General features: G+C 54.1%; 16 protein-coding genes and 5 tRNA genes. 17 read left to right on the top strand and 4 right to left on the bottom strand.

Annotated features, from left to right (window positions below):
* Window positions 1–48: 48 nt before the first annotated feature.
* On the bottom strand, window positions 49–711 hold the full coding sequence (locus tag ABGB15_RS20395) for an OmpA family lipoprotein (protein WP_215723824.1): 663 nt from the start codon (window positions 709–711) through the stop codon (window positions 49–51).
* Window positions 712–875: 164 nt separating this feature from the next.
* On the opposite strand from ABGB15_RS20395, the gene ABGB15_RS20390 reads away from it, so the two are divergent.
* Window positions 876–3203 carry a molybdopterin guanine dinucleotide-containing S/N-oxide reductase gene (locus tag ABGB15_RS20390; RefSeq protein ID WP_215723823.1) on the top strand — a complete coding sequence of 776 codons (2328 nt, stop codon included), beginning with the start codon at window positions 876–878 and terminating at the stop codon, window positions 3201–3203.
* On the opposite strand, the gene ABGB15_RS20385 is transcribed toward ABGB15_RS20390, so the two are convergent.
* Together ABGB15_RS20385 and tag are read right to left on the bottom strand one after the other, a co-directional pair.
* A complete protein-coding gene (locus ABGB15_RS20385) occupies window positions 3166–3612 on the bottom strand; it encodes an N-acetyltransferase (RefSeq protein ID WP_152084449.1) in 447 nt (148 codons plus the stop codon). The two genes, ABGB15_RS20390 and ABGB15_RS20385, sit on opposite strands and share 38 nt — an antisense overlap.
* The gene (tag, locus tag ABGB15_RS20380) at window positions 3590–4171 is read right to left on the bottom strand and encodes a DNA-3-methyladenine glycosylase I (protein WP_215723822.1); all 582 of its coding nucleotides are present in this window, start codon (window positions 4169–4171) and stop codon (window positions 3590–3592) included. The genes ABGB15_RS20385 and tag overlap by 23 nt, the downstream gene beginning before the upstream one ends.
* Window positions 4172–4333: 162 nt before the next feature.
* Between tag and ABGB15_RS20375 the strand changes: the two genes are divergently transcribed.
* The 9 genes from ABGB15_RS20375 (at window position 4334) to dppF (ending at window position 14920) form a co-directional block, all read left to right on the top strand.
* Window positions 4334–5038, top strand: coding sequence for an autotransporter domain-containing protein (locus ABGB15_RS20375; RefSeq protein WP_152082990.1), 705 nt, complete (start codon window positions 4334–4336; stop codon window positions 5036–5038).
* 220 nt (window positions 5039–5258) lie between these two features.
* A complete protein-coding gene (locus ABGB15_RS20370; RefSeq protein WP_152082991.1) occupies window positions 5259–6461 on the top strand; it encodes an MFS transporter in 1203 nt (400 codons plus the stop codon).
* Between the two features lie 259 nt (window positions 6462–6720).
* Window positions 6721–8412 carry a kdo(2)-lipid A phosphoethanolamine 7''-transferase gene (gene eptB / locus ABGB15_RS20365; RefSeq protein ID WP_152082992.1) on the top strand — a complete coding sequence of 564 codons (1692 nt, stop codon included), beginning with the start codon at window positions 6721–6723 and terminating at the stop codon, window positions 8410–8412.
* A 91-nt stretch (window positions 8413–8503) separates the two neighbouring features.
* A tRNA-Pro gene (locus tag ABGB15_RS20360) sits at window positions 8504–8580 on the top strand.
* Between the two features lie 620 nt (window positions 8581–9200).
* A complete protein-coding gene (gene dppA, locus ABGB15_RS20355) occupies window positions 9201–10808 on the top strand; it encodes a dipeptide ABC transporter periplasmic-binding protein DppA (protein ID WP_152082993.1) in 1608 nt (535 codons plus the stop codon).
* 176 nt (window positions 10809–10984) lie between these two features.
* Window positions 10985–12004, top strand: coding sequence for a dipeptide ABC transporter permease DppB (gene dppB / locus ABGB15_RS20350; protein ID WP_152082994.1), 1020 nt, complete (start codon window positions 10985–10987; stop codon window positions 12002–12004).
* Between the two features lie 9 nt (window positions 12005–12013).
* Entirely contained in the window at window positions 12014–12916 is a 903-nt protein-coding gene (dppC, locus tag ABGB15_RS20345; protein WP_152082995.1) for a dipeptide ABC transporter permease DppC, read from the top strand.
* 10 nt (window positions 12917–12926) lie between these two features.
* Window positions 12927–13910, top strand: coding sequence for a dipeptide ABC transporter ATP-binding protein (gene dppD, locus ABGB15_RS20340; RefSeq protein ID WP_148421546.1), 984 nt, complete (start codon window positions 12927–12929; stop codon window positions 13908–13910).
* A complete protein-coding gene (gene dppF, locus ABGB15_RS20335) occupies window positions 13907–14920 on the top strand; it encodes a dipeptide ABC transporter ATP-binding subunit DppF (protein WP_152082996.1) in 1014 nt (337 codons plus the stop codon). The genes dppD and dppF overlap by 4 nt, the downstream gene beginning before the upstream one ends.
* A gap of 42 nt (window positions 14921–14962) precedes the next feature.
* Here dppF and coaA read toward each other — a convergent pair whose 3' ends face one another.
* Window positions 14963–15913, bottom strand: coding sequence for a type I pantothenate kinase (gene coaA / locus ABGB15_RS20330; protein ID WP_152082997.1), 951 nt, complete (start codon window positions 15911–15913; stop codon window positions 14963–14965).
* Window positions 15914–16231: 318 nt separating this feature from the next.
* Here coaA and ABGB15_RS20325 point away from each other — a divergent pair.
* The 7 genes from ABGB15_RS20325 to nusG all read left to right on the top strand — a co-directional run bounded on the left by ABGB15_RS20325 (window position 16232) and on the right by nusG (window position 19137).
* A tRNA-Thr gene (locus ABGB15_RS20325) sits at window positions 16232–16307 on the top strand.
* An 8-nt stretch (window positions 16308–16315) separates the two neighbouring features.
* Window positions 16316–16400: transfer RNA gene (locus ABGB15_RS20320), tRNA-Tyr, on the top strand.
* A 117-nt stretch (window positions 16401–16517) separates the two neighbouring features.
* A tRNA-Gly gene (locus ABGB15_RS20315) sits at window positions 16518–16592 on the top strand.
* A gap of 6 nt (window positions 16593–16598) precedes the next feature.
* Window positions 16599–16674, top strand: a tRNA-Thr gene (locus tag ABGB15_RS20310).
* Between the two features lie 118 nt (window positions 16675–16792).
* Window positions 16793–17977 (top strand): elongation factor Tu, encoded by a 1185-nt coding sequence (gene tuf / locus ABGB15_RS20305; protein ID WP_013094997.1) that lies wholly within the window; start codon window positions 16793–16795, stop codon window positions 17975–17977.
* Window positions 17978–18206: 229 nt separating this feature from the next.
* On the top strand, window positions 18207–18590 hold the full coding sequence (gene secE / locus ABGB15_RS20300; RefSeq protein ID WP_003862342.1) for a preprotein translocase subunit SecE: 384 nt from the start codon (window positions 18207–18209) through the stop codon (window positions 18588–18590).
* Between the two features lies 1 nt (window position 18591).
* Window positions 18592–19137 (top strand): transcription termination/antitermination protein NusG, encoded by a 546-nt coding sequence (nusG, locus tag ABGB15_RS20295; RefSeq protein WP_003862341.1) that lies wholly within the window; start codon window positions 18592–18594, stop codon window positions 19135–19137.
* The last annotated feature ends 67 nt before the right edge of the window (window positions 19138–19204 follow it).

The raw sequence follows: 19204 nt of genomic DNA, 5'->3' as shown, positions 1-19204 counted from the left end.
AGGGCGCAAACACTAAAAACGGCAACGGGGTTGCCGTTTTGCTTTTACCTACTGCACAGGGCTTAACGTGATCTCTACGCGGCGGTTCTGCGCTTTGCCTTCCGCCGTGCTGTTGCTGGCGATTGGATTGGCCGGGCCCATCCCGCTGGTGCGGATTCGGTTTGCCGCAACGCCCTGAGTGATGAGCGAGCTGGCCACGGAATCGGCGCGCTGTTGAGACAGGCGCATGTTCAGATCCTGGCTGCCGGTGCTGTCGGTGTAGCCAATCACATTCACGGCGGTTTTGTTGTACTCTTTCAGCACCATTGCCACGCCAGTCAGGGTATTTGCGCCTGCGGGTTTCAGCGTTGCGCTGCTGCTGTCGAAGGTGACGTTATTTGGCATATTGAGGATGATGTTGTCGCCACTGCGCGTGACGCTCACGCCTGTTCCCTGCATTTTGTCGCGCAGTTTTGCTTCCTGCACATCCATGTAATACCCGACGCCGCCGCCCAGTGCTGCGCCTGCCGCTGCGCCAATCAGTGCACCTTTGCCGCGATCTTTCTTAGACGAGGAGAGGACACCAACGCCTGCTCCTACCAGCGAGCCGATGCCCGCGCCGATGCCGGATTTACCCGCTTCACGTTCACCGGTGTAAGGGTTTGTTGTGCAGCCAGAAACAGCCAGGGCTCCGCTCACCAGAGCGGCAATAACAAGTACACGTTTTTTCATCTTATTTCCTTAATCCTTTTTATTCTTTGCCACGACGCGCGTGGCAGTTGATTATGACGTCCGGATACGGAGAAAATTCCGGGTATAACTCTGAAATTTGTGACAAACCATAAACCGCCTCAACAGAAGGCTGTACCACCTGCACGCAACCAGGAGCGCACGCTTTGAGCACCTCAACAAAAACGATTCTGACCGCCGCCCACTGGGGGCCGATGTTGGTCGAAACTGACGGCGAAAATGTGCTGTCGTCCCGCGGGGCGTTGCCGACGCAACATCCCAACTCTTTACAGACCGTCGTTCGCGATCAGGTGCACAGTAAAACCCGCGTGCGCTGGCCGATGGTGCGTAAAGGTTTTCTGGCCTCACCAGATAAACCGCAGGGCATTCGCGGGCAGGATGAGTTTGTTCGCGTGAGCTGGGATGACGCGCTGGCATTGATTCACGCGCAGCATAAACGTATCCGCGACAGCTATGGCCCGTCGTCGATTTTTGCGGGCTCTTATGGCTGGCGCTCTAACGGTGTGCTGCATAAAGCCTCAACGCTGCTTCAGCGTTATATGAGTCTGGCCGGGGGCTATACCGGACATCTGGGGGATTACTCTACCGGCGCGGCGCAGGCGATCATGCCGTATGTGGTTGGCGGTAATGAGGTTTATCAGCAGCAGACCAGTTGGCCGCTGGTACTGAAGCACACCGACGTGGTGGTGTTGTGGAGCGCCAATCCGCTCAATACGCTGAAAATTGCCTGGAATGCCAGCGACGAGCAGGGCATTGCTTATTTCGATGCGCTGCGTAAAAGCGGCAAGCGCATTATTTGTATTGACCCGATGCGTTCTGAAACCATGGAGTTCCTCGGTGACAGTGCCGAGTGGCTTGCCCCGCACATGGGTACCGACGTGGCGTTGATGCTCGGCATCGCCCATACGCTGGTGGAAAATGGCTGGCAGGATACTGATTTTCTCGCGCGTTGTACCACCGGGTATGACAAATTTGCCGACTACCTGACGGGTAAAACGGACGGTATTGCCAAAACGGCGGCGTGGGCGGCTGAGATTTGCGGCATTGATGCCGATAAAATCCGCGAGCTGGCGGAAGTGTTCCATAACAATATCACCATGCTGATGTCCGGCTGGGGAATGCAGCGCCAGCAATTTGGCGAGCAAAAACACTGGATGCTGGTGACACTGGCCGCAATGCTTGGGCAGATTGGCACGCCGGGCGGCGGTTTTGGTCTCTCTTATCATTTCGCGAATGGCGGCAACCCGACGCGTAAAGCCGCGGTACTGGCTTCCATGCAGGGCTCGGTGCAGGGCGGCGTGGATGCCGTGGATAAAATCCCGGTGGCGCGCATTGTTGAAGCGCTGGAAAATCCAGGCGGCTTTTATCAGCACAACGGCCTGGATCGTCACTTCCCGGATATCCGTTTCGTCTGGTGGGCTGGTGGCGCGAACTTCACTCATCATCAGGACACCAATCGGCTGATCCGCGCCTGGCAGAAGCCGGAGCTGGTGGTGATCTCTGAGTGTTTCTGGACCGCCTCGGCCAAACATGCCGACATCGTTCTGCCTGCTACCACCTCGTTTGAGCGCAACGATCTCACCATGACGGGCGACTACAGCAACCAGCATATGGTGCCGATGAAGCGCGTCGTGGCCCCCCGTGATGAAGCGCGTGATGATTTAGACGTCTTTGCCGACCTGAGCGAACTCTGGGAGCCGGGCGGTCGTGAGCGCTTCACCGAGGGCAAAACGGATCTGGAGTGGCTGGAAACGTTTTACGAGATTGCCGGCCAGCGCGGTGCTGCGCAGGGTGTGACGTTGCCGCCATTTGCCGAATTTTGGGAAGCGAATGAGATTTTCGAAATGCCGGAAAGCGAGCAGAACGCGCAGTTTGTCCGGTTTGCTGATTTCCGCCGCGACCCGCAAGCCCATCCGCTGAAAACCGAGAGCGGGAAAATTGAGATTTACAGCCAGCGCATCGCCAGCTTTGGCTATGCCGATTGTCCGCCACATCCAAAATGGCTGGAGCCGGACGAATGGCATGGCAATGCGCAGCCGGAGCAGCTACAGGTGCTGTCTGCCCATCCGGCACACCGTCTGCACAGCCAGCTCAACTATTCGTCGCTGCGTGAGCAATATGCCGTTGCCGGACGTGAGCCGATTATCCTGAATACCGAGGATGCAAAAGTGCGTGGGATTGTCGACGGAGACGTGGTGCGCGTCTGGAACCCGCGTGGACAAGTGCTGGCGGGGGCAGTGGTAAGCGATGGAATTCGGCCCGGCGTGCTCTGCATTCACCAGGGGGCATGGCCGGATCTGGAACTGAGCGAAGGCGGGATTTGTAAAAACGGGGCGGTGAACGTGCTGACCAAAGATCTCCCCAGCTCGAAGCTGGGGAATGGCTGCGCCGGAAACACCGCGCTGGCATGGGTTGAGAAGTATAAGGGGCCAGAGCTTAAGTTAACGGCGTTTGATCCGCCTGCCAGCTCATGATCCACGTCGGGTGTTGAGTATCATCCTGCCAGGCGCTGTCTTCGATGCGAAAGCCCTGTGCATGATAGAAATTCACCGCCCGAACGTTTTTCTGATACACCTCCAGGCTTAAATACGGGTAGTGCTGCTGTACATGGTTCAGCAGCGCACCCCCGATCCCCTTCCCGATGAACGCCGGAGCGACAAACAGTGCGCCGACAAACTGGGAGTGCATCACGCTGATAAATCCGCACGGTTTTCCAGCCTCGTCCCAGACCCAGGTTTCAGCCGAAGGCAGGTATACGTCCCGCACCATTGCTTCGTTCTCTTTCCAGTAGCTGGCATCAATAAACGGATGTGCTTCCGTGGTGCTTTCAAGCCACAGACTTAGCAGCGGAGCGGTATTCTCACTTTGCCATTTGCGGATCATGGTGGCCCCCAGGGTGACAGAAGCAACCTGTGATGTGGTCATTTACCAGACCACAGGCCTGCATAAAGGAGTAACAGATGGTGCTGCCAACAAACTTAAAGCCGCGCTTTTTCAGGGCTTTCGAGAGCGCATCAGAGGCGGGAGTTGACGTTGGGATCTCCGCAAGCGTGGCGGCTTGTGTTACTTTCGGGTCGTTATCGACAAAGGACCAGACAAATTCTGAAAAGGACTCGCCGTTTTGTTCCATCGCCAGGTATGCGCGCGCGTTACCGATAATCGCCTGAATTTTTCCGCGATGGCGGATGATTCCGGCATTCAGGAGTAGCTTTTCAACGTCTTCGTCGGTCATCGCGGCGACCGCGACGGGATCAAACTGCCGGAAGGCTGCGCGATAGTTCTCCCGCTTTTTCAGAACAGTAATCCACGACAGCCCGGCCTGCTGCCCTTCCAGACAGATCATCTCAAAGAGTTTTTTGCCGTCAGTTTCTGGCACGCCCCATTCCCGATCGTGATAGTCGATATAGAGCTGATCCTGGCTTACCCAGCCGCAACGTTGCATAGGTTATCTCCCTTATTGATCCTGAAACCGCAAAATTTTCAATCTGCCTGGCTTGACGTGTCTGCTAAAGAGACAATAGTTAATACAGGGCTATATGCCCTCATCTCTCTTCCTTAACAATGACAAATGTCGCCGAATTCGGCTCTTTCTGGAGTCGCGTTGATGATGATAAAAAAGTTCAGTGGTCGCCATGCTGTTTTTGGCCTGGTGGGTATTTCAGCCTGCGTGCTTTTTTCTAACACAGCTTCTGCCTGGCAACAGGAATATATCGTTTCAGACGCACAAAGTAATATGGCGGAACGTTATACATGGGACGCCGATCACCAACCGCGTTATGAGGATATTCTGGCAGAGCGTATTAACAGCTCACAGAATACGGTGGGATTCGCCCTGAATGTTCCCTCCGGGTTGGCTGAGGATGCCTCCGGTGCCCTGAGTGTGGGCTGGAATTTCCCCGTGCTGCGTCATACCACGACCGGACCGGTGATGGCATGGCGTTACGATGGTACCACGCCATCGATGATGAACGAATTTGGCGATACGGTGACCACGCAGTCGCTGACCGACCCTCTCTGGCATGCCAGCGTCAGCTCACTCGGCTGGCGTGTCGATACCCGGTATGGCGAACTTCGTCCGTGGGCGCAGATTAGCTATAACCAGCAATTTGGTGAAAACCAGTGGAAATCCCAGTATGGGATGCCGCAGACGCCCGCGCTCGTGCAGAACGGGAACTGGATGGATGTCACCGTTGGAACGGATATACCGTTTACTCCTCATATGGCGGCTTATGCGTCATTTGCTCAGGGTGAGAATGCTGTTTCGGGCGAAGGGGTAATGTATACCCTGGGGGTGAGTGCTAATTTTTAACGTTACGCCAACATCTTGAATACAATAGCCGTGGGAGCTGTAGCGATAGTATCCACTAACCTCTGATCGCTTCATTCCCCGGCAAGGTCATTCATTCCCGATTTCAGGCATTTCATTCCGTCTCTCCTGCATTTCATGCCGTTTTACCCCAGGTGTATTAAGGTTTTGTTTATCGTTGTCCTCAGCGAATTCCCTTAATTTTTCTTGCAGGACAACTGCCATGAACACATCAACTTATAACCGTACGCGTTGGCTGACGCTATTTGGCACCATCGTTACCCAGTTCGCACTGGGTTCGGTCTATACCTGGAGCCTGTTTAACAGCGCGCTTTCCGATAAGCTCGGTGCACCGGTCAGCCAGGTGGCGTTTTCCTTCGGCTTGCTGAGCCTGGGTTTAGCATTGTCTTCTTCTGTTGCCGGTAAACTGCAGGAGCGGTTCGGCGTGAAGCGCGTGACCATGGCTTCTGGCATTTTGTTAGGCGTGGGCTTTTTCCTGACGGCGCATTCAAACAACCTGCTGATGCTGTGGCTGAGTGCAGGCGTGCTGGTGGGGCTGGCAGACGGTGCCGGTTACCTGCTGACGCTGTCAAACTGTGTGAAGTGGTTCCCGGAACGTAAAGGTTTGATCTCCGCGTTTGCGATTGGCTCTTATGGCCTGGGCAGCCTCGGGTTCAAATTTATCGATTCCCAACTGCTGGCCTCGGTGGGTCTTGAGAAAACATTCATGATCTGGGGCGTTATTGTTCTGGTGATGATTCTGTTTGGCGCAGCCCTGATGAAAGATGCGCCGCAGCAGGAAGTGAAATCCGTTAACGGCGTGGTGGAAAATGATTTCACTCTTGCGCAGTCCATGCGTAAACCACAGTACTGGATGCTGGCAGTGATGTTCCTGACCGCCTGCATGAGCGGCCTGTATGTGATTGGCGTGGCGAAAGATATTGCTCAGGGGATGGTGAAACTGGATGCGCTCACGGCGGCCAATGCGGTTACCGTCATCTCCATCGCCAACCTCTCTGGCCGCCTGGTGCTGGGTATTCTGTCTGATAAAATCGCCCGTATTCGCGTCATTACGCTGGGGCAGGTGGTGTCACTGGTGGGCATGGCGGCGCTGCTGTTTGCCCCACTGAACGAGGCAACGTTCTTTGCCGCGATCGCCTGTGTGGCCTTTAACTTCGGTGGCACGATTACCGTCTTCCCGTCGCTGGTGAGTGAATTCTTCGGCCTGAATAATCTGGCGAAAAACTACGGTGTGATTTACCTGGGCTTTGGCATCGGCAGCATCTGCGGTTCGCTTATTGCCTCCTTGTTCGGTGGGTTCTACGTGACGTTCTGCGTGATATTTGCTCTGCTGATTCTTTCTCTGGCGCTGTCGACCACCATTCGCCAGCCGCAGCGGGATGTGTTTAATGAAGCGCATGCGTAATTAGCAGTGAAAAAGGCCGGGTTACCGGCCTTTTTATTGTCTGGAAAACCGCTACTTAACCAAAATTGTCGGCTTACGGATTTGCTTTTTTGTAAATAACTGTTCCGATCACACTCTCTGCTGCCACTTTTTCTCTTCGCTGTGGTCTACTTACCACGCTTGTAGACGTTTCTTATAACGATCCCCTGAGCGAATATCTAATCTGTTCACTTCTTAGAGAGGTGGACGGCGGTACTGTCCCTTTTTCCGGGTAGCTTGCATGAAATACATTAAATCGATGGCGCAACAAAAGCTCTGCTTTTTGCTGGCGTTGTACATCGGCCTGTTTATGAATGGCGCAGTTTTTTTCCGTCGGTTTGACGGTTACGCGCAAGATTTTACCGTCTGGAAAGGAATTGCAGCGGTTGTCGAACTGGTCGCTGCGGTACTGGTCACCTTCTTCTTACTCCGACTTCTCACTCTGTTTGGCCGCCGCGTATGGCGGGTGCTGGCCTCGTTGATTGTCCTGTGTTCGGCAGGTGCCAGCTATTATATGACCTTTATGAACGTGGTGATTGGCTATGGCATTATTGCCTCGGTGATGACCACGGATATCGACCTCTCCAAAGAGGTGGTTGGCCTGCACTTTGTTCTCTGGCTGGTGGCCGTCAGCGCACTGCCGTTACTGCTTATCTGGAGCAATCGCTGCCGGTATACCCTGGTACACCAAATCCGCACGCCAGGGAAACGCTTCCGTAGCGTCGCGCTGGTGCTGCTGGCGGGGTTGATGGTCTGGGGGCCTATTCGTCTGCTGGAAGTGAAGCAAAAGTACGACGAACGTACCTCAGGCGTGGATATGCCAAGCTATGGCGGCGTGGTTGCCAACTCGTATCTGCCGTCTAACTGGATCTCCGCGCTGGGGTTATATGCGTGGGCGCAGGTAGATGAATCCTCTGACAACAAATCGCTGATGAACCCGGCGAAGAAGTTTACCTATGAAGCGCCGAAGGATATCGACGACACCTACGTGGTCTTTATTATCGGTGAAACTACCCGCTGGGATCATATGGGGCTTCTGGGCTATGACCGCGACACCACGCCAAAGCTGGCGCAGGAGAAAAACCTGGTTGCCTATCGCGGCTACTCCTGTGATACCGCCACCAAGCTCTCCTTACGCTGTATGTTCGTGCGCGAGGGCGGGGCGAGCGATAACCCGCAGCGTACATTGAAAGAGCAGAACGTTTTCTCGGTGCTCCATCAGCTTGGATTTACCTCTGACCTGTATGCGATGCAAAGCGAGATGTGGTTCTACAGCAATACCATGGCGAAAAACATCGCCTACCGCGAGCAGATTGGCGCTGAGCCGCGCAACCGCGGTAAAAGCGTGGATGACATGCTGCTGATCGACGAGATGAAAAATTCGCTGAACGGCAACCCTGAGGGTAAGCACATGATTATCCTGCACACTAAAGGGTCGCACTTTAATTACACCCAGCGGTATCCGCGCAGCTTCGCCAAATGGACGCCGGAGTGTGTTGGCGTGGATAAAGACTGCACCAAAGAGCAACTGATTAACTCCTACGATAACTCCGTGATGTATGTCGATCACTTTATCGATTCGGTGATTGACCAGGTGCGTGATAAGAAAGCGATTGTGTTCTACGCCGCCGATCACGGTGAGTCTATTAATGAATACGAGCACCTGCACGGCACGCCACGCAAGATGGCACCGCCAGAGCAGTTCCGCGTACCGATGATGGTGTGGATGTCTGATAAGTACCTGGAAGACCCGGAGAAAGCGAAGATGTTTGCGCACCTGAAGAAAGAGGCGGATATGAAGGTGCCACGTCGTCACGTTGAACTGTACGACACCATTTTAGGCTGCCTGGGTTATACCTCACCAGACGGTGGGATTAACGAAAATAACAACTGGTGTAAGCTCCCTGATAACGCCGCGAAAGCCGCGCAGTAGCGCGTCTGGCGAGATTATCGCCAGTTGAATGGCTTTTTTAAATTAAGGGATTGACGGGGGCGCACCTCAGCAGTAAGATGCGCTCCGCATTCGGCGAGTAGCGCAGCTTGGTAGCGCAACTGGTTTGGGACCAGTGGGTCGGAGGTTCGAATCCTCTCTCGCCGACCACATTCAGAAAAGGGCTAGCCGAAAGGTTAGCCCTTTTTGCATTAAACATTTACCCGCCCCGATTCACCAAAATACCCATTAGCCCTGCTTCACCCTGCCTGTTAACGATTTTGTGACATAATCCATTGTATTTTTTTATATATAGATTGATCTTTTTTCGCGTTGCTTATGGATAACCTCAGCATTTTTCGCTGTGCGTTTTAACGTTCGCGGAATTTAGTGCTCAGATAATCACCATTCTGCAAGAAAATTTACCCAATCTGAATAAAAGTTAATCACTGATTGTTGCGAAATATGAAGAGAGTTGTGCTGCAACATAGCGAGTAGCATAAATTTCCCTGCTGAAAACTGGCATCAAAGGTTTTTTTAATCTTTGTTTGCGGTTTCTCACACTCAGCGTAAATCCCCGTCACCTGTATTGACGTTTTCACATTCTGTTGACAGATTGTAGGGCACGAGGGGCATTTCAGGGACGATCTGCGCTGCAACTCTAACGCTCTTCTGAAAGGATTCTCCATCCCTTTAACGCCTTCGGGCATCACCGACCGGACCGGGTAAAAAATAAATAAAGGTCAGGCGGCGTAACACAACAAAGCAAAACATCACATTGGAGCAGAATAATGAGTATTTCCTTGAAGAAGTCAGGGATGCTGAAACTTGGTCTGAGCCTGGTGGCTATGACCGTCGCAGCAAGCGTACAGGCAAAAACCCTGGTTTACTGTTCTGAAGGCTCGCCGGAAGGCTTTAACCCACAGCTCTTTACCTCTGGTACAACGTACGACGCAAGCTCTGTACCTATTTATAACCGTCTGGTTGAATTCAAAATCGGTACTACGGAAGTGATTCCGGGTCTGGCGGAGAAATGGGAGGTCAGCGAAGACGGTAAAACCTATACCTTCCACCTGCGCCAGGGCGTGAAGTGGCAGGACAGCAAAGAATTCAAACCTACGCGCGACTTTAACGCCGACGACGTGGTGTTCTCCTTCGATCGTCAGAAAAACGCGCAAAACCCGTACCACAAAGTGTCTGGCGGCAGCTATGAATACTTCGAAGGGATGGGCCTGCCGGACCTGATCTCCGAAGTGAAAAAAGTGGACGATAAAACCGTTCAGTTCGTGCTGACGCGCCCGGAAGCGCCATTCCTGGCTGACCTGGCCATGGACTTCGCTTCTATTCTCTCTAAAGAGTATGCGGATAACATGCTGAAAGCGGGCACGCCGGAAAAAGTGGACCTGAACCCAATCGGGACTGGCCCGTTCCAACTGCTGCAATACCAGAAAGATTCCCGCATTCTGTACAAAGCATTTGACGGTTTCTGGGGCACCAAGCCGCAGATCGACCGTCTGGTATTCTCTATCACACCTGACGCATCAGTACGTTACGCAAAACTGCAGAAAAACGAATGCCAGGTTATGCCATACCCGAACCCGGCTGACATCGCGCGTATGAAGCAGGATAAGAACATTAACCTGCTGGAGCAGGCGGGCCTGAACGTGGGCTACCTCTCCTTCAACACCGAGAAGAAACCGTTTGATGACGTGAAAGTGCGTCAGGCGCTGACTTATGCGGTGAACAAAGACGCGATCATCAAAGCGGTTTACCAGGGTGCAGGCATCGCTGCCAAGAACCTGATCCCACCAACCATGTGGGGCTATAACGACGACGTTAAAGACTACACCTACGATCCTGAGAAAGCGAAAGCGCTGCTGAAAGAAGCAGGCCAGGACAAAGGCTTTACCGTTGAGCTGTGGGCGATGCCAGTACAGCGTCCGTACAACCCGAACGCACGCCGCATGGCGGAAATGGTTCAGGCTGACTGGGCGAAGATTGGCGTTCAGGCCAAGATCGTGACCTACGAGTGGGGCGAATATCTGAAACGCGCCAAAGCGGGTGAACACCAGGCGGTGATGATGGGCTGGACCGGCGACAACGGGGACCCGGACAACTTCTTCGCAACGCTGTTCAGCTGTGCGGCTGCGAAAGACGGTTCCAACTACTCTCGCTGGTGCTACAAGCCGTTTGAAGACCTGATCCAGCCGGCGCGTGCGACCGACGATCACAACAAACGTATTGAACTGTACAAGCAGGCTCAGGTTGTTATGCACGATCAGGCTCCGGCGCTGATTGTTGCTCACTCCACCGTGTACGAACCAGTGCGCAAAGAAGTGAAAGGCTACGTGGTTGATCCGCTGGGCAAACACCACTTCGAAAACGTATCGGTTGAATAATTAAAAGCAACGCCAGGCGGCGCTGCGCTTGCACTGGCCTACGGTATGTAGGCAGGGTAAGCGTAGCGCCACCCGGCAGCAGTGCTTTATTCCCCCTATGAAAGAGGAGGGAATAAGATTTGTGAGCAATACAGACGTCACGCCATTGTCGTGCGTCATCAGAGAGAATCCGGGTTATGTTGCAGTTCATCCTCCGACGTCTGGGACTTGTCATCCCCACGTTTATCGGTATCACCCTTCTCACTTTTGCCTTCGTCCATATGATCCCCGGCGACCCGGTAATGATTATGGCGGGCGAGCGTGGTATCTCCCCTGAACGCCATGCGCAACTGCTGGCTGAACTCGGCCTGGATAAGCCGATGTGGCAGCAGTACCTCCATTATATTTGGGGCGTTATGCACGGCGACTTAGGGCTTTCACTGAAAAGCCGTCTTCCGGTGTGGGACGAGTTCGTGCCGCGTTTTAAAGCGACGCTGGAACTGGGCATCTGCGCCATGATTTTTGCGACCGCGGTGGGTATTCCCGTTGGCGTACTGGCCGCCGTTAAGCGCGGTTCTATTTTCGACCACACGGCCGTTGGCCTGGCGCTGACCGGTTACTCCATGCCTATCTTCTGGTGGGGCATGATGCTGATCATGCTGGTGTCGGTGCAGTGGAATCTGACGCCGGTCTCCGGGCGTGTCAGCGATATGGTCTTCCTCGACGACACCAACCCGTTAACCGGCTTTATGCTGATCGACACGGCCATCTGGGGCGAAGAGGGCAACTTTATTGATGCCGTCGCGCACATGATCCTGCCTGCGATGGTGCTCGGCACTATTCCTCTGGCGGTTATCGTGCGTATGACCCGTTCTTCCATGCTGGAAGTGCTGGGCGAAGATTACATCCGTACCGCCCGCGCCAAAGGATTAACCCGCATGCGCGTCATCATCGTTCACGCTTTGCGTAACGCGATGCTGCCGGTGGTGACCGTTATCGGCCTGCAGGTGGGGACACTGCTGGCGGGGGCGATTCTGACCGAGACCATCTTCTCCTGGCCGGGCCTGGGGCGCTGGCTGATTGATGCCCTGCAACGCCGTGACTATCCGGTGGTGCAGGGCGGGGTACTGCTGGTGGCGACGATGATTATCCTCGTCAACCTGCTGGTCGATTTGCTGTACGGCGTGGTGAACCCGCGTATTCGTCATAAGAAGTAAGGGGCCATCATGTCACACGTTTCTGAAAATAAAGTGGTCGCTGCACCGGTCCCTATGACGCCGCTGCAGGAGTTCTGGCACTACTTCAAGCGTAACAAAGGCGCGGTAGTAGGGCTGGTGTATGTTTCCATCATGATCCTGATTGCGGTGTTTGCGAACTTTCTGGCACCGTATAACCCGGCAGATCAGTTCCGCGATGCGCTGCTCGCGCCCCCTGCCTGGCAGGATGGCGGTAGCCTGACGCACCTGCTGGGGACGGACGATGTGGGCCGCGATGTGCTGTCGCGTCTGATGTACGGCGCGCGTCTGTCGCTGCTGGTCGGTTGCCTGGTGGTGGTGTTGTCGCTGGTGATGGGTATCGTACTCGGCCTGGTGGCAGGCTACTTCGGCGGTATCGTTGATAACATCATCATGCGTATTGTCGACATCATGCTGGCGCTGCCGAGCCTGCTTCTGGCACTGGTGCTGGTGGCCATCTTCGGCCCGTCGATCGGTAACGCGGCATTAGCACTGACCTTTGTGGCACTGCCTCACTACGTGCGCTTAACGCGTGCCGCTGTGCTGGTGGAAGTGAACCGCGATTACGTTACCGCTTCCCGCGTGGCGGGTGCCGGGGCGATGCGTCAGATGTTTGTTAACATTTTCCCCAACTGTCTTGCGCCGCTGATTGTTCAGGCGTCGCTCGGTTTCTCTAACGCCATTCTCGATATGGCCGCTCTTGGCTTCCTTGGCATGGGTGCGCAGCCGCCAACACCGGAGTGGGGCACCATGCTCTCCGACGTGTTGCAGTTCGCGCAAAGCGCCTGGTGGGTCGTCACCTTCCCTGGTCTGGCGATTCTGCTGACGGTGCTGGCATTTAACCTGATGGGTGATGGTCTGCGTGATGCACTTGATCCCAAACTGAAGCAGTAAGAGGCACGAGATGGCGTTATTAAATGTAGATAAATTATCGGTGCACTTCGGCGATGAAGGCACACCGTTTCGCGCCGTGGACCGCATTAGTTACAGCGTAAATCAGGGTGAAGTGGTCGGTATCGTCGGGGAGTCGGGTTCCGGTAAGTCTGTCAGTTCTCTGGCGATTATGGGGCTGATTGATTATCCAGGCCGCGTGATGGCGGAAAGCCTGGAATTTAACGGGCAGGATCTGAAGCGCATTTCCGAAAAACAGCGCCGCCAGCTGGTGGGCGCGGAAGTGGCGATGATCTTCCAGGACCCGATGACCAGCCTGAACCCGTGCTACACCGTCGGCTTCCAGATTATGGAAGCGATTAAGGTGCACCAGGGCGGGAACAAGAAAACCCGTCGTCAGCGCGCTATCGATCTGCTGACGCAGGTGGGGATTCCTGACCCGGCTTCGCGTCTGGACGTTTACCCGCACCAGTTGTCAGGCGGGATGAGCCAGCGCGTGATGATCGCGATGGCAATTGCCTGTCGACCGAAGCTGCTGATTGCGGATGAACCGACGACGGCGCTGGACGTAACTATCCAGGCGCAAATCATTGAGTTACTGCTGGAACTGCAGCAGAAAGAGAACATGGCGCTGGTGCTGATTACGCACGACCTGGCGCTGGTGGCTGAAGCGGCACATAAAATCATCGTGATGTATGCAGGGCAGGTGGTGGAGACCGGCAGTTCGCACGATATCTTCCGCGCGCCGCGTCATCCGTATACGCAGGCGCTTTTGCGCGCACTGCCGGAGTTCGCCCAGGATAAAGCGCGCCTGGCGTCGCTGCCGGGTGTCGTACCGGGTAAATATGACCGTCCGCAGGGCTGTCTGCTTAACCCGCGCTGCCCGTATGCGACGGATAAATGCCGTGCGGAAGAGCCAGAGCTTAACCTGCTGGCAGACGGTCGCCAGTCGAAATGCCATTACCCACTCGATGATGCCGGGAGGCCAACACTATGAGTACGCAACAGGCCGCCACGCAACAACTGCTGTTGCAGGCCATCGACCTGAAAAAACACTACCCGGTGAAGAAGGGGTTGTTTGCCCCTGAACGCCTGGTCAAAGCGCTGGATGGCGTCTCCTTTACGCTCGAACGCGGTAAAACGCTGGCAGTGGTGGGAGAATCTGGCTGTGGGAAGTCTACGCTGGGACGTCTGCTGACGATGATTGAAGTTCCGACGGGCGGTGAGCTTTATTATCAGGGGCAGGATCTGCTCAAGCACGATCCACAGGCGCAGAAACTGCGTCGCCAGAAAATCCAGATTGTGTTCCAAAACCCGTACGGTTCCCTGAACCCGCGTAAAAAAGTGGGGCAGATTCTGGAAGAGCCGCTGCTGATTAACAGTAATCTCAGCAAAGAACAGCGTCGTGAAAAAGCGCTGGCGATGATGGCGAAAGTCGGCCTGAAAACCGAGCATTACGATCGCTACCCGCATATGTTCTCCGGCGGTCAGCGTCAGCGTATCGCCATCGCCCGTGGTCTGATGCTTGACCCGGACGTGGTGATTGCCGATGAACCGGTTTCGGCGCTCGACGTTTCCGTGCGTGCGCAGGTGCTGAACCTGATGATGGATCTGCAGCAGGAACTGGGGCTGTCGTATGTGTTTATTTCGCACGACTTGTCCGTGGTGGAGCACATTGCCGATGAAGTCATGGTGATGTATCTGGGGCGCTGTGTGGAGAAGGGGACGAAGGACCAGATCTTTAATAACCCTCGCCATCCGTATACCCAGGCACTGCTGTCAGCAACTCCGCGCCTGAATCCGGACGATCGACGTGAGCGCATTAAGCTGACCGGTGAACTGCCAAGCCCGTTAAATCCGCCTCCGGGCTGTGCGTTCAACGCCCGCTGCCGTCGTCGCTTTGGTCCATGTACACAGCTACAGCCACAGCTGAAGGATTACGGTGGGCAACTGGTGGCCTGCTTCGCGGTCGATCAGGATGAAAACGGCGAGAAGCCGCATGCATAAACAAAAAAACCGGCGTTAAGCCGGTTTTTTATGTCTGCTCCGTTATTTCCGTAAACGAATCTGGTCGACAGCGTGTTTTTCACTCTTGGTGAGGATCAGGCTCGCGCGCTCGCGCGTCGGCAGAATGTTCTCTTTCAGGTTCACGTAGTTGATCTCATTCCACAGACCCGTTGCCACGTTGATTGCCTCTTCTTCAGAGAGCTGAGCGTAGTTGTGGAAGTAAGAGTCAGGATCGGTGAAGGCCCCTTCGCGGAACTTCAGGAAGCGGTTGATATACCAGCTCTGCAGCAAATCTTCCGGTGCATCAACATATATAGAGAAATCGACGAAGTCGGAAACAAACACGTGATGTGGGTCGTGAGGATAATCCATTCCGCTTTGCAGGACGTTTAACCCTTCCAGGATCAGGATGTCCGGCTGCACAACCGTTTTGTCGCCGTCCGGGATGCGGTCGTAAATCAGGTGTGAATAAACTGGCGCGGTGACGTTAGGCGCACCCGATTTCAGGTCAGAGACGAATTTCACCAGGCGGTGCATATCATAGGAGAGCGGGAAGCCCTTCTTCTTCATCAGACCGCGTTCTTTTAATACTTCGTTCGGATGCAAAAAGCCGTCGGTGGTGATCAGCTCCACGCTGCGGTGCTCGGGCCAGCGGCTCAGCAATGCCTGCAATACGCGTGCGGTGGTGCTTTTGCCCACCGCCACGCTGCCCGCAATGCTGATGATATAAGGAATACGTTGGCCGTTAGTGCCGAGGAATTGCTCCAGTACCGCCTGGCGGCGCAGGTTGGAGCTGATATAGAAGTTAAGCAAGCGAGATAGCGGTAAGTAAATCTCTGCGACCTCTTCTAGCGACAAATCTTCATTTATCCCTTTCAACCGCGCGATTTCACCTTCCGTCAGCGTCATAGGGACGGAGTCACGCAGGGCAGCCCACTGGCTGCGGTTAAACTGAAGATAAGGTGTCATTAACGTTTGCTCTTTTTTGCTCATAAGCATGCTTCTGTGAGCCAGCACAATACAGCCGGGTCATGGCTCATCACATAGTTAATTTTGGACAATGGGCAGGAGGTTAACACCAGATGACAGGAATAATAAGAAAAAATATGGGAAAGCGATGCTTTACGCGTGAGTCATCACGCTACGGTATATACGGTGTAAATTGGACTTTCATGCTGAATATTTGACCGCAGATGAGTGAATTTACAGCGTTCAGCACTCCTTTCGCATAAAATGTGAGCGAAAGAACGTTTTATGCAATTTTTTAGTTGCATGACCGCGCATGTCTCCATAGAATGCGCGCTACTTGATGCCGACTTAGCTCAGTAGGTAGAGCAACTGACTTGTAATCAGTAGGTCACCAGTTCGATTCCGGTAGTCGGCACCATCAAGTCCGGTGGGGTTCCCGAGCGGCCAAAGGGAGCAGACTGTAAATCTGCCGTCACAGACTTCGAAGGTTCGAATCCTTCCCCCACCACCACTTTCTGGCAGCGTAAGCGCCGCCGGAGCTGGTTAAAAAAATCGACCAGCTCGAACTTAAAAAGAGAGAAATCTCTTTTTTTGTTACAGAAAGAACTGGGTAGCCGAGTTTCAGGATGCGGGCATCGTATAATGGCTATTACCTCAGCCTTCCAAGCTGATGATGCGGGTTCGATTCCCGCTGCCCGCTCCAATACGTGCTGATATGGCTCAGTTGGTAGAGCGCACCCTTGGTAAGGGTGAGGTCCCCAGTTCGACTCTGGGTATCAGCACCACTTCACTTCTCCCTCCCGTTTCTCTCTGTTTCAATGTAAATGTATTCAACAGTTCAGGCATTTCGCCTGGTTGATGTGGTGATATCACCGATTTATCCGTGTCTTAGAGGGACAATCGATGTCTAAAGAAAAGTTTGAACGTACAAAACCGCACGTTAACGTCGGTACTATCGGCCACGTTGACCATGGTAAAACAACGCTGACCGCTGCAATCACTACCGTTCTGGCAAAAACCTACGGTGGTTCCGCTCGTGCATTCGACCAGATCGATAACGCGCCAGAAGAAAAAGCTCGTGGTATCACCATCAACACCTCTCACGTTGAATATGACACCCCGACTCGCCACTACGCACACGTAGACTGCCCAGGCCACGCCGACTATGTTAAAAACATGATCACCGGTGCTGCGCAGATGGACGGCGCGATCCTGGTTGTTGCTGCGACTGACGGCCCTATGCCTCAGACCCGTGAGCACATCCTGCTGGGTCGTCAGGTAGGCGTTCCTTACATCATCGTGTTCCTGAACAAATGCGACATGGTTGATGACGAAGAGCTGCTGGAACTGGTAGAGATGGAAGTTCGTGAACTGCTGTCTCAGTACGATTTCCCAGGCGACGACACCCCAATCGTTCGTGGTTCTGCACTGAAAGCGCTGGAAGGCGACGCAGAGTGGGAAGCGAAAATCATCGAACTGGCTGGCTACCTGGATTCTTACATCCCGGAACCAGAGCGTGCGATTGACAAGCCATTCCTGCTGCCAATCGAAGACGTATTCTCCATCTCCGGTCGTGGTACCGTTGTTACCGGTCGTGTAGAGCGCGGTATCATCAAAGTTGGCGAAGAAGTTGAAATCGTTGGTATCAAAGAGACTGCGAAGTCTACCTGTACTGGCGTTGAAATGTTCCGCAAACTGCTGGACGAAGGCCGTGCCGGTGAGAACGTTGGTGTTCTGCTGCGTGGTATCAAACGTGAAGAAATCGAACGTGGTCAGGTACTGGCGAAGCCAGGCTCAATCAAGCCACACACCAAGTTCGAATCTGAAGTGTACATCCTGTCCAAAGACGAAGGCGGCCGTCATACTCCGTTCTTCAAAGGCTACCGTCCACAGTTCTACTTCCGTACAACTGACGTGACCGGTACCATCGAACTGCCAGAAGGCGTAGAGATGGTAATGCCAGGCGACAACATCAAGATGGTTGTGACTCTGATCCACCCAATCGCGATGGACGACGGTCTGCGTTTCGCAATCCGTGAAGGCGGCCGTACCGTTGGCGCGGGCGTTGTTGCTAAAGTTCTCGGCTAATCGCTGATAACATTTGACGCAATGCGCAATAAAAGGGCATCATTTGATGCCCTTTTTGCACGCTTTCACATCAGAACCTGGCTCATCAGTGATTATTTTTGTCATAATCATTGCTGAGACAGGCTCTGCAGAGAGCGTATAATCCGAAAAGCGATTAAGCGTTTCGATTTGGTTTGCCTCGCAATCGCGGGGTGAAAATGTTTGTAGAATACTTCTGACAGGTTGGTTTATGAGTGCGAATACCGAAGCTCAAGGGAGCGGGCGCGGCCTGGAAGCGATGAAATGGGTAGTTGTAGCCGTGCTGCTGATCGTGGCGATTGTCGGCAACTATCTTTATCGTGACATGATGCTGCCGCTACGCGCGCTTGCAGTGGTAATTCTGATTGCTGCAGCGGGTGGTGTCGCGCTGTTGACGACAAAAGGCAAAGCGACTGTCGCTTTCGCTCGCGAAGCGCGTACCGAAGTCCGCAAGGTCATTTGGCCGACTCGCCAGGAAACATTGCACACCACGCTGATCGTAGCGGCGGTAACCGCTGTAATGTCACTGATCCTGTGGGGACTGGATGGTATTCTGGTTCGCCTGGTATCCTTTATCACTGGCCTGAGGTTCTGAGATGTCTGAAGCCCCTAAAAAGCGCTGGTACGTCGTTCAGGCGTTTTCCGGTTTTGAAGGCCGCGTAGCTACGTCGCTGCGTGAGCATATCAAATTACACAACATGGAAGAGTTATTTGGCGAAGTTATGGTTCCGACCGAAGAAGTGGTTGAGATCCGTGGCGGCCAGCGTCGCAAAAGCGAGCGCAAATTCTTCCCAGGTTACGTGCTGGTTCAGATGGTGATGAACGACGCGAGCTGGCACCTGGTGCGCAGCGTACCGCGCGTAATGGGCTTTATCGGCGGCACGTCTGACCGTCCGGCACCAATCAGCGACAAAGAAGTCGATGCGATCATGAACCGCCTGCAGCAGGTTGGTGATAAGCCGCGTCCTAAAACGCTGTTTGAACCGGGTGAAATGGTTCGTGTTAATGACGGTCCGTTTGCTGACTTTAACGGCGTGGTTGAAGAAGTGGACTACGAGAAGTCCCGCCTGAAAGTTTCCGTTTCTATCTTCGGTCGTGCGACTCCGGTAGAACTGGACTTTGCCCAGGTCGAAAAAGCCTAAGCAGCGATCAAAAAAGCGACGATTTAATCGTTGCACAAGGCGCGAGATTGGAATACAATTTCGCGCC

It is taken from the genome of Enterobacter sp. MALB-1, from assembly GCF_041021625.1.
GTDB lineage: Bacteria > Pseudomonadota > Gammaproteobacteria > Enterobacterales > Enterobacteriaceae > Enterobacter > Enterobacter oligotrophicus.
Note: the sequence above shows the minus strand (reverse complement) of the source record. Positions and strands in the feature narration are given on the sequence as shown.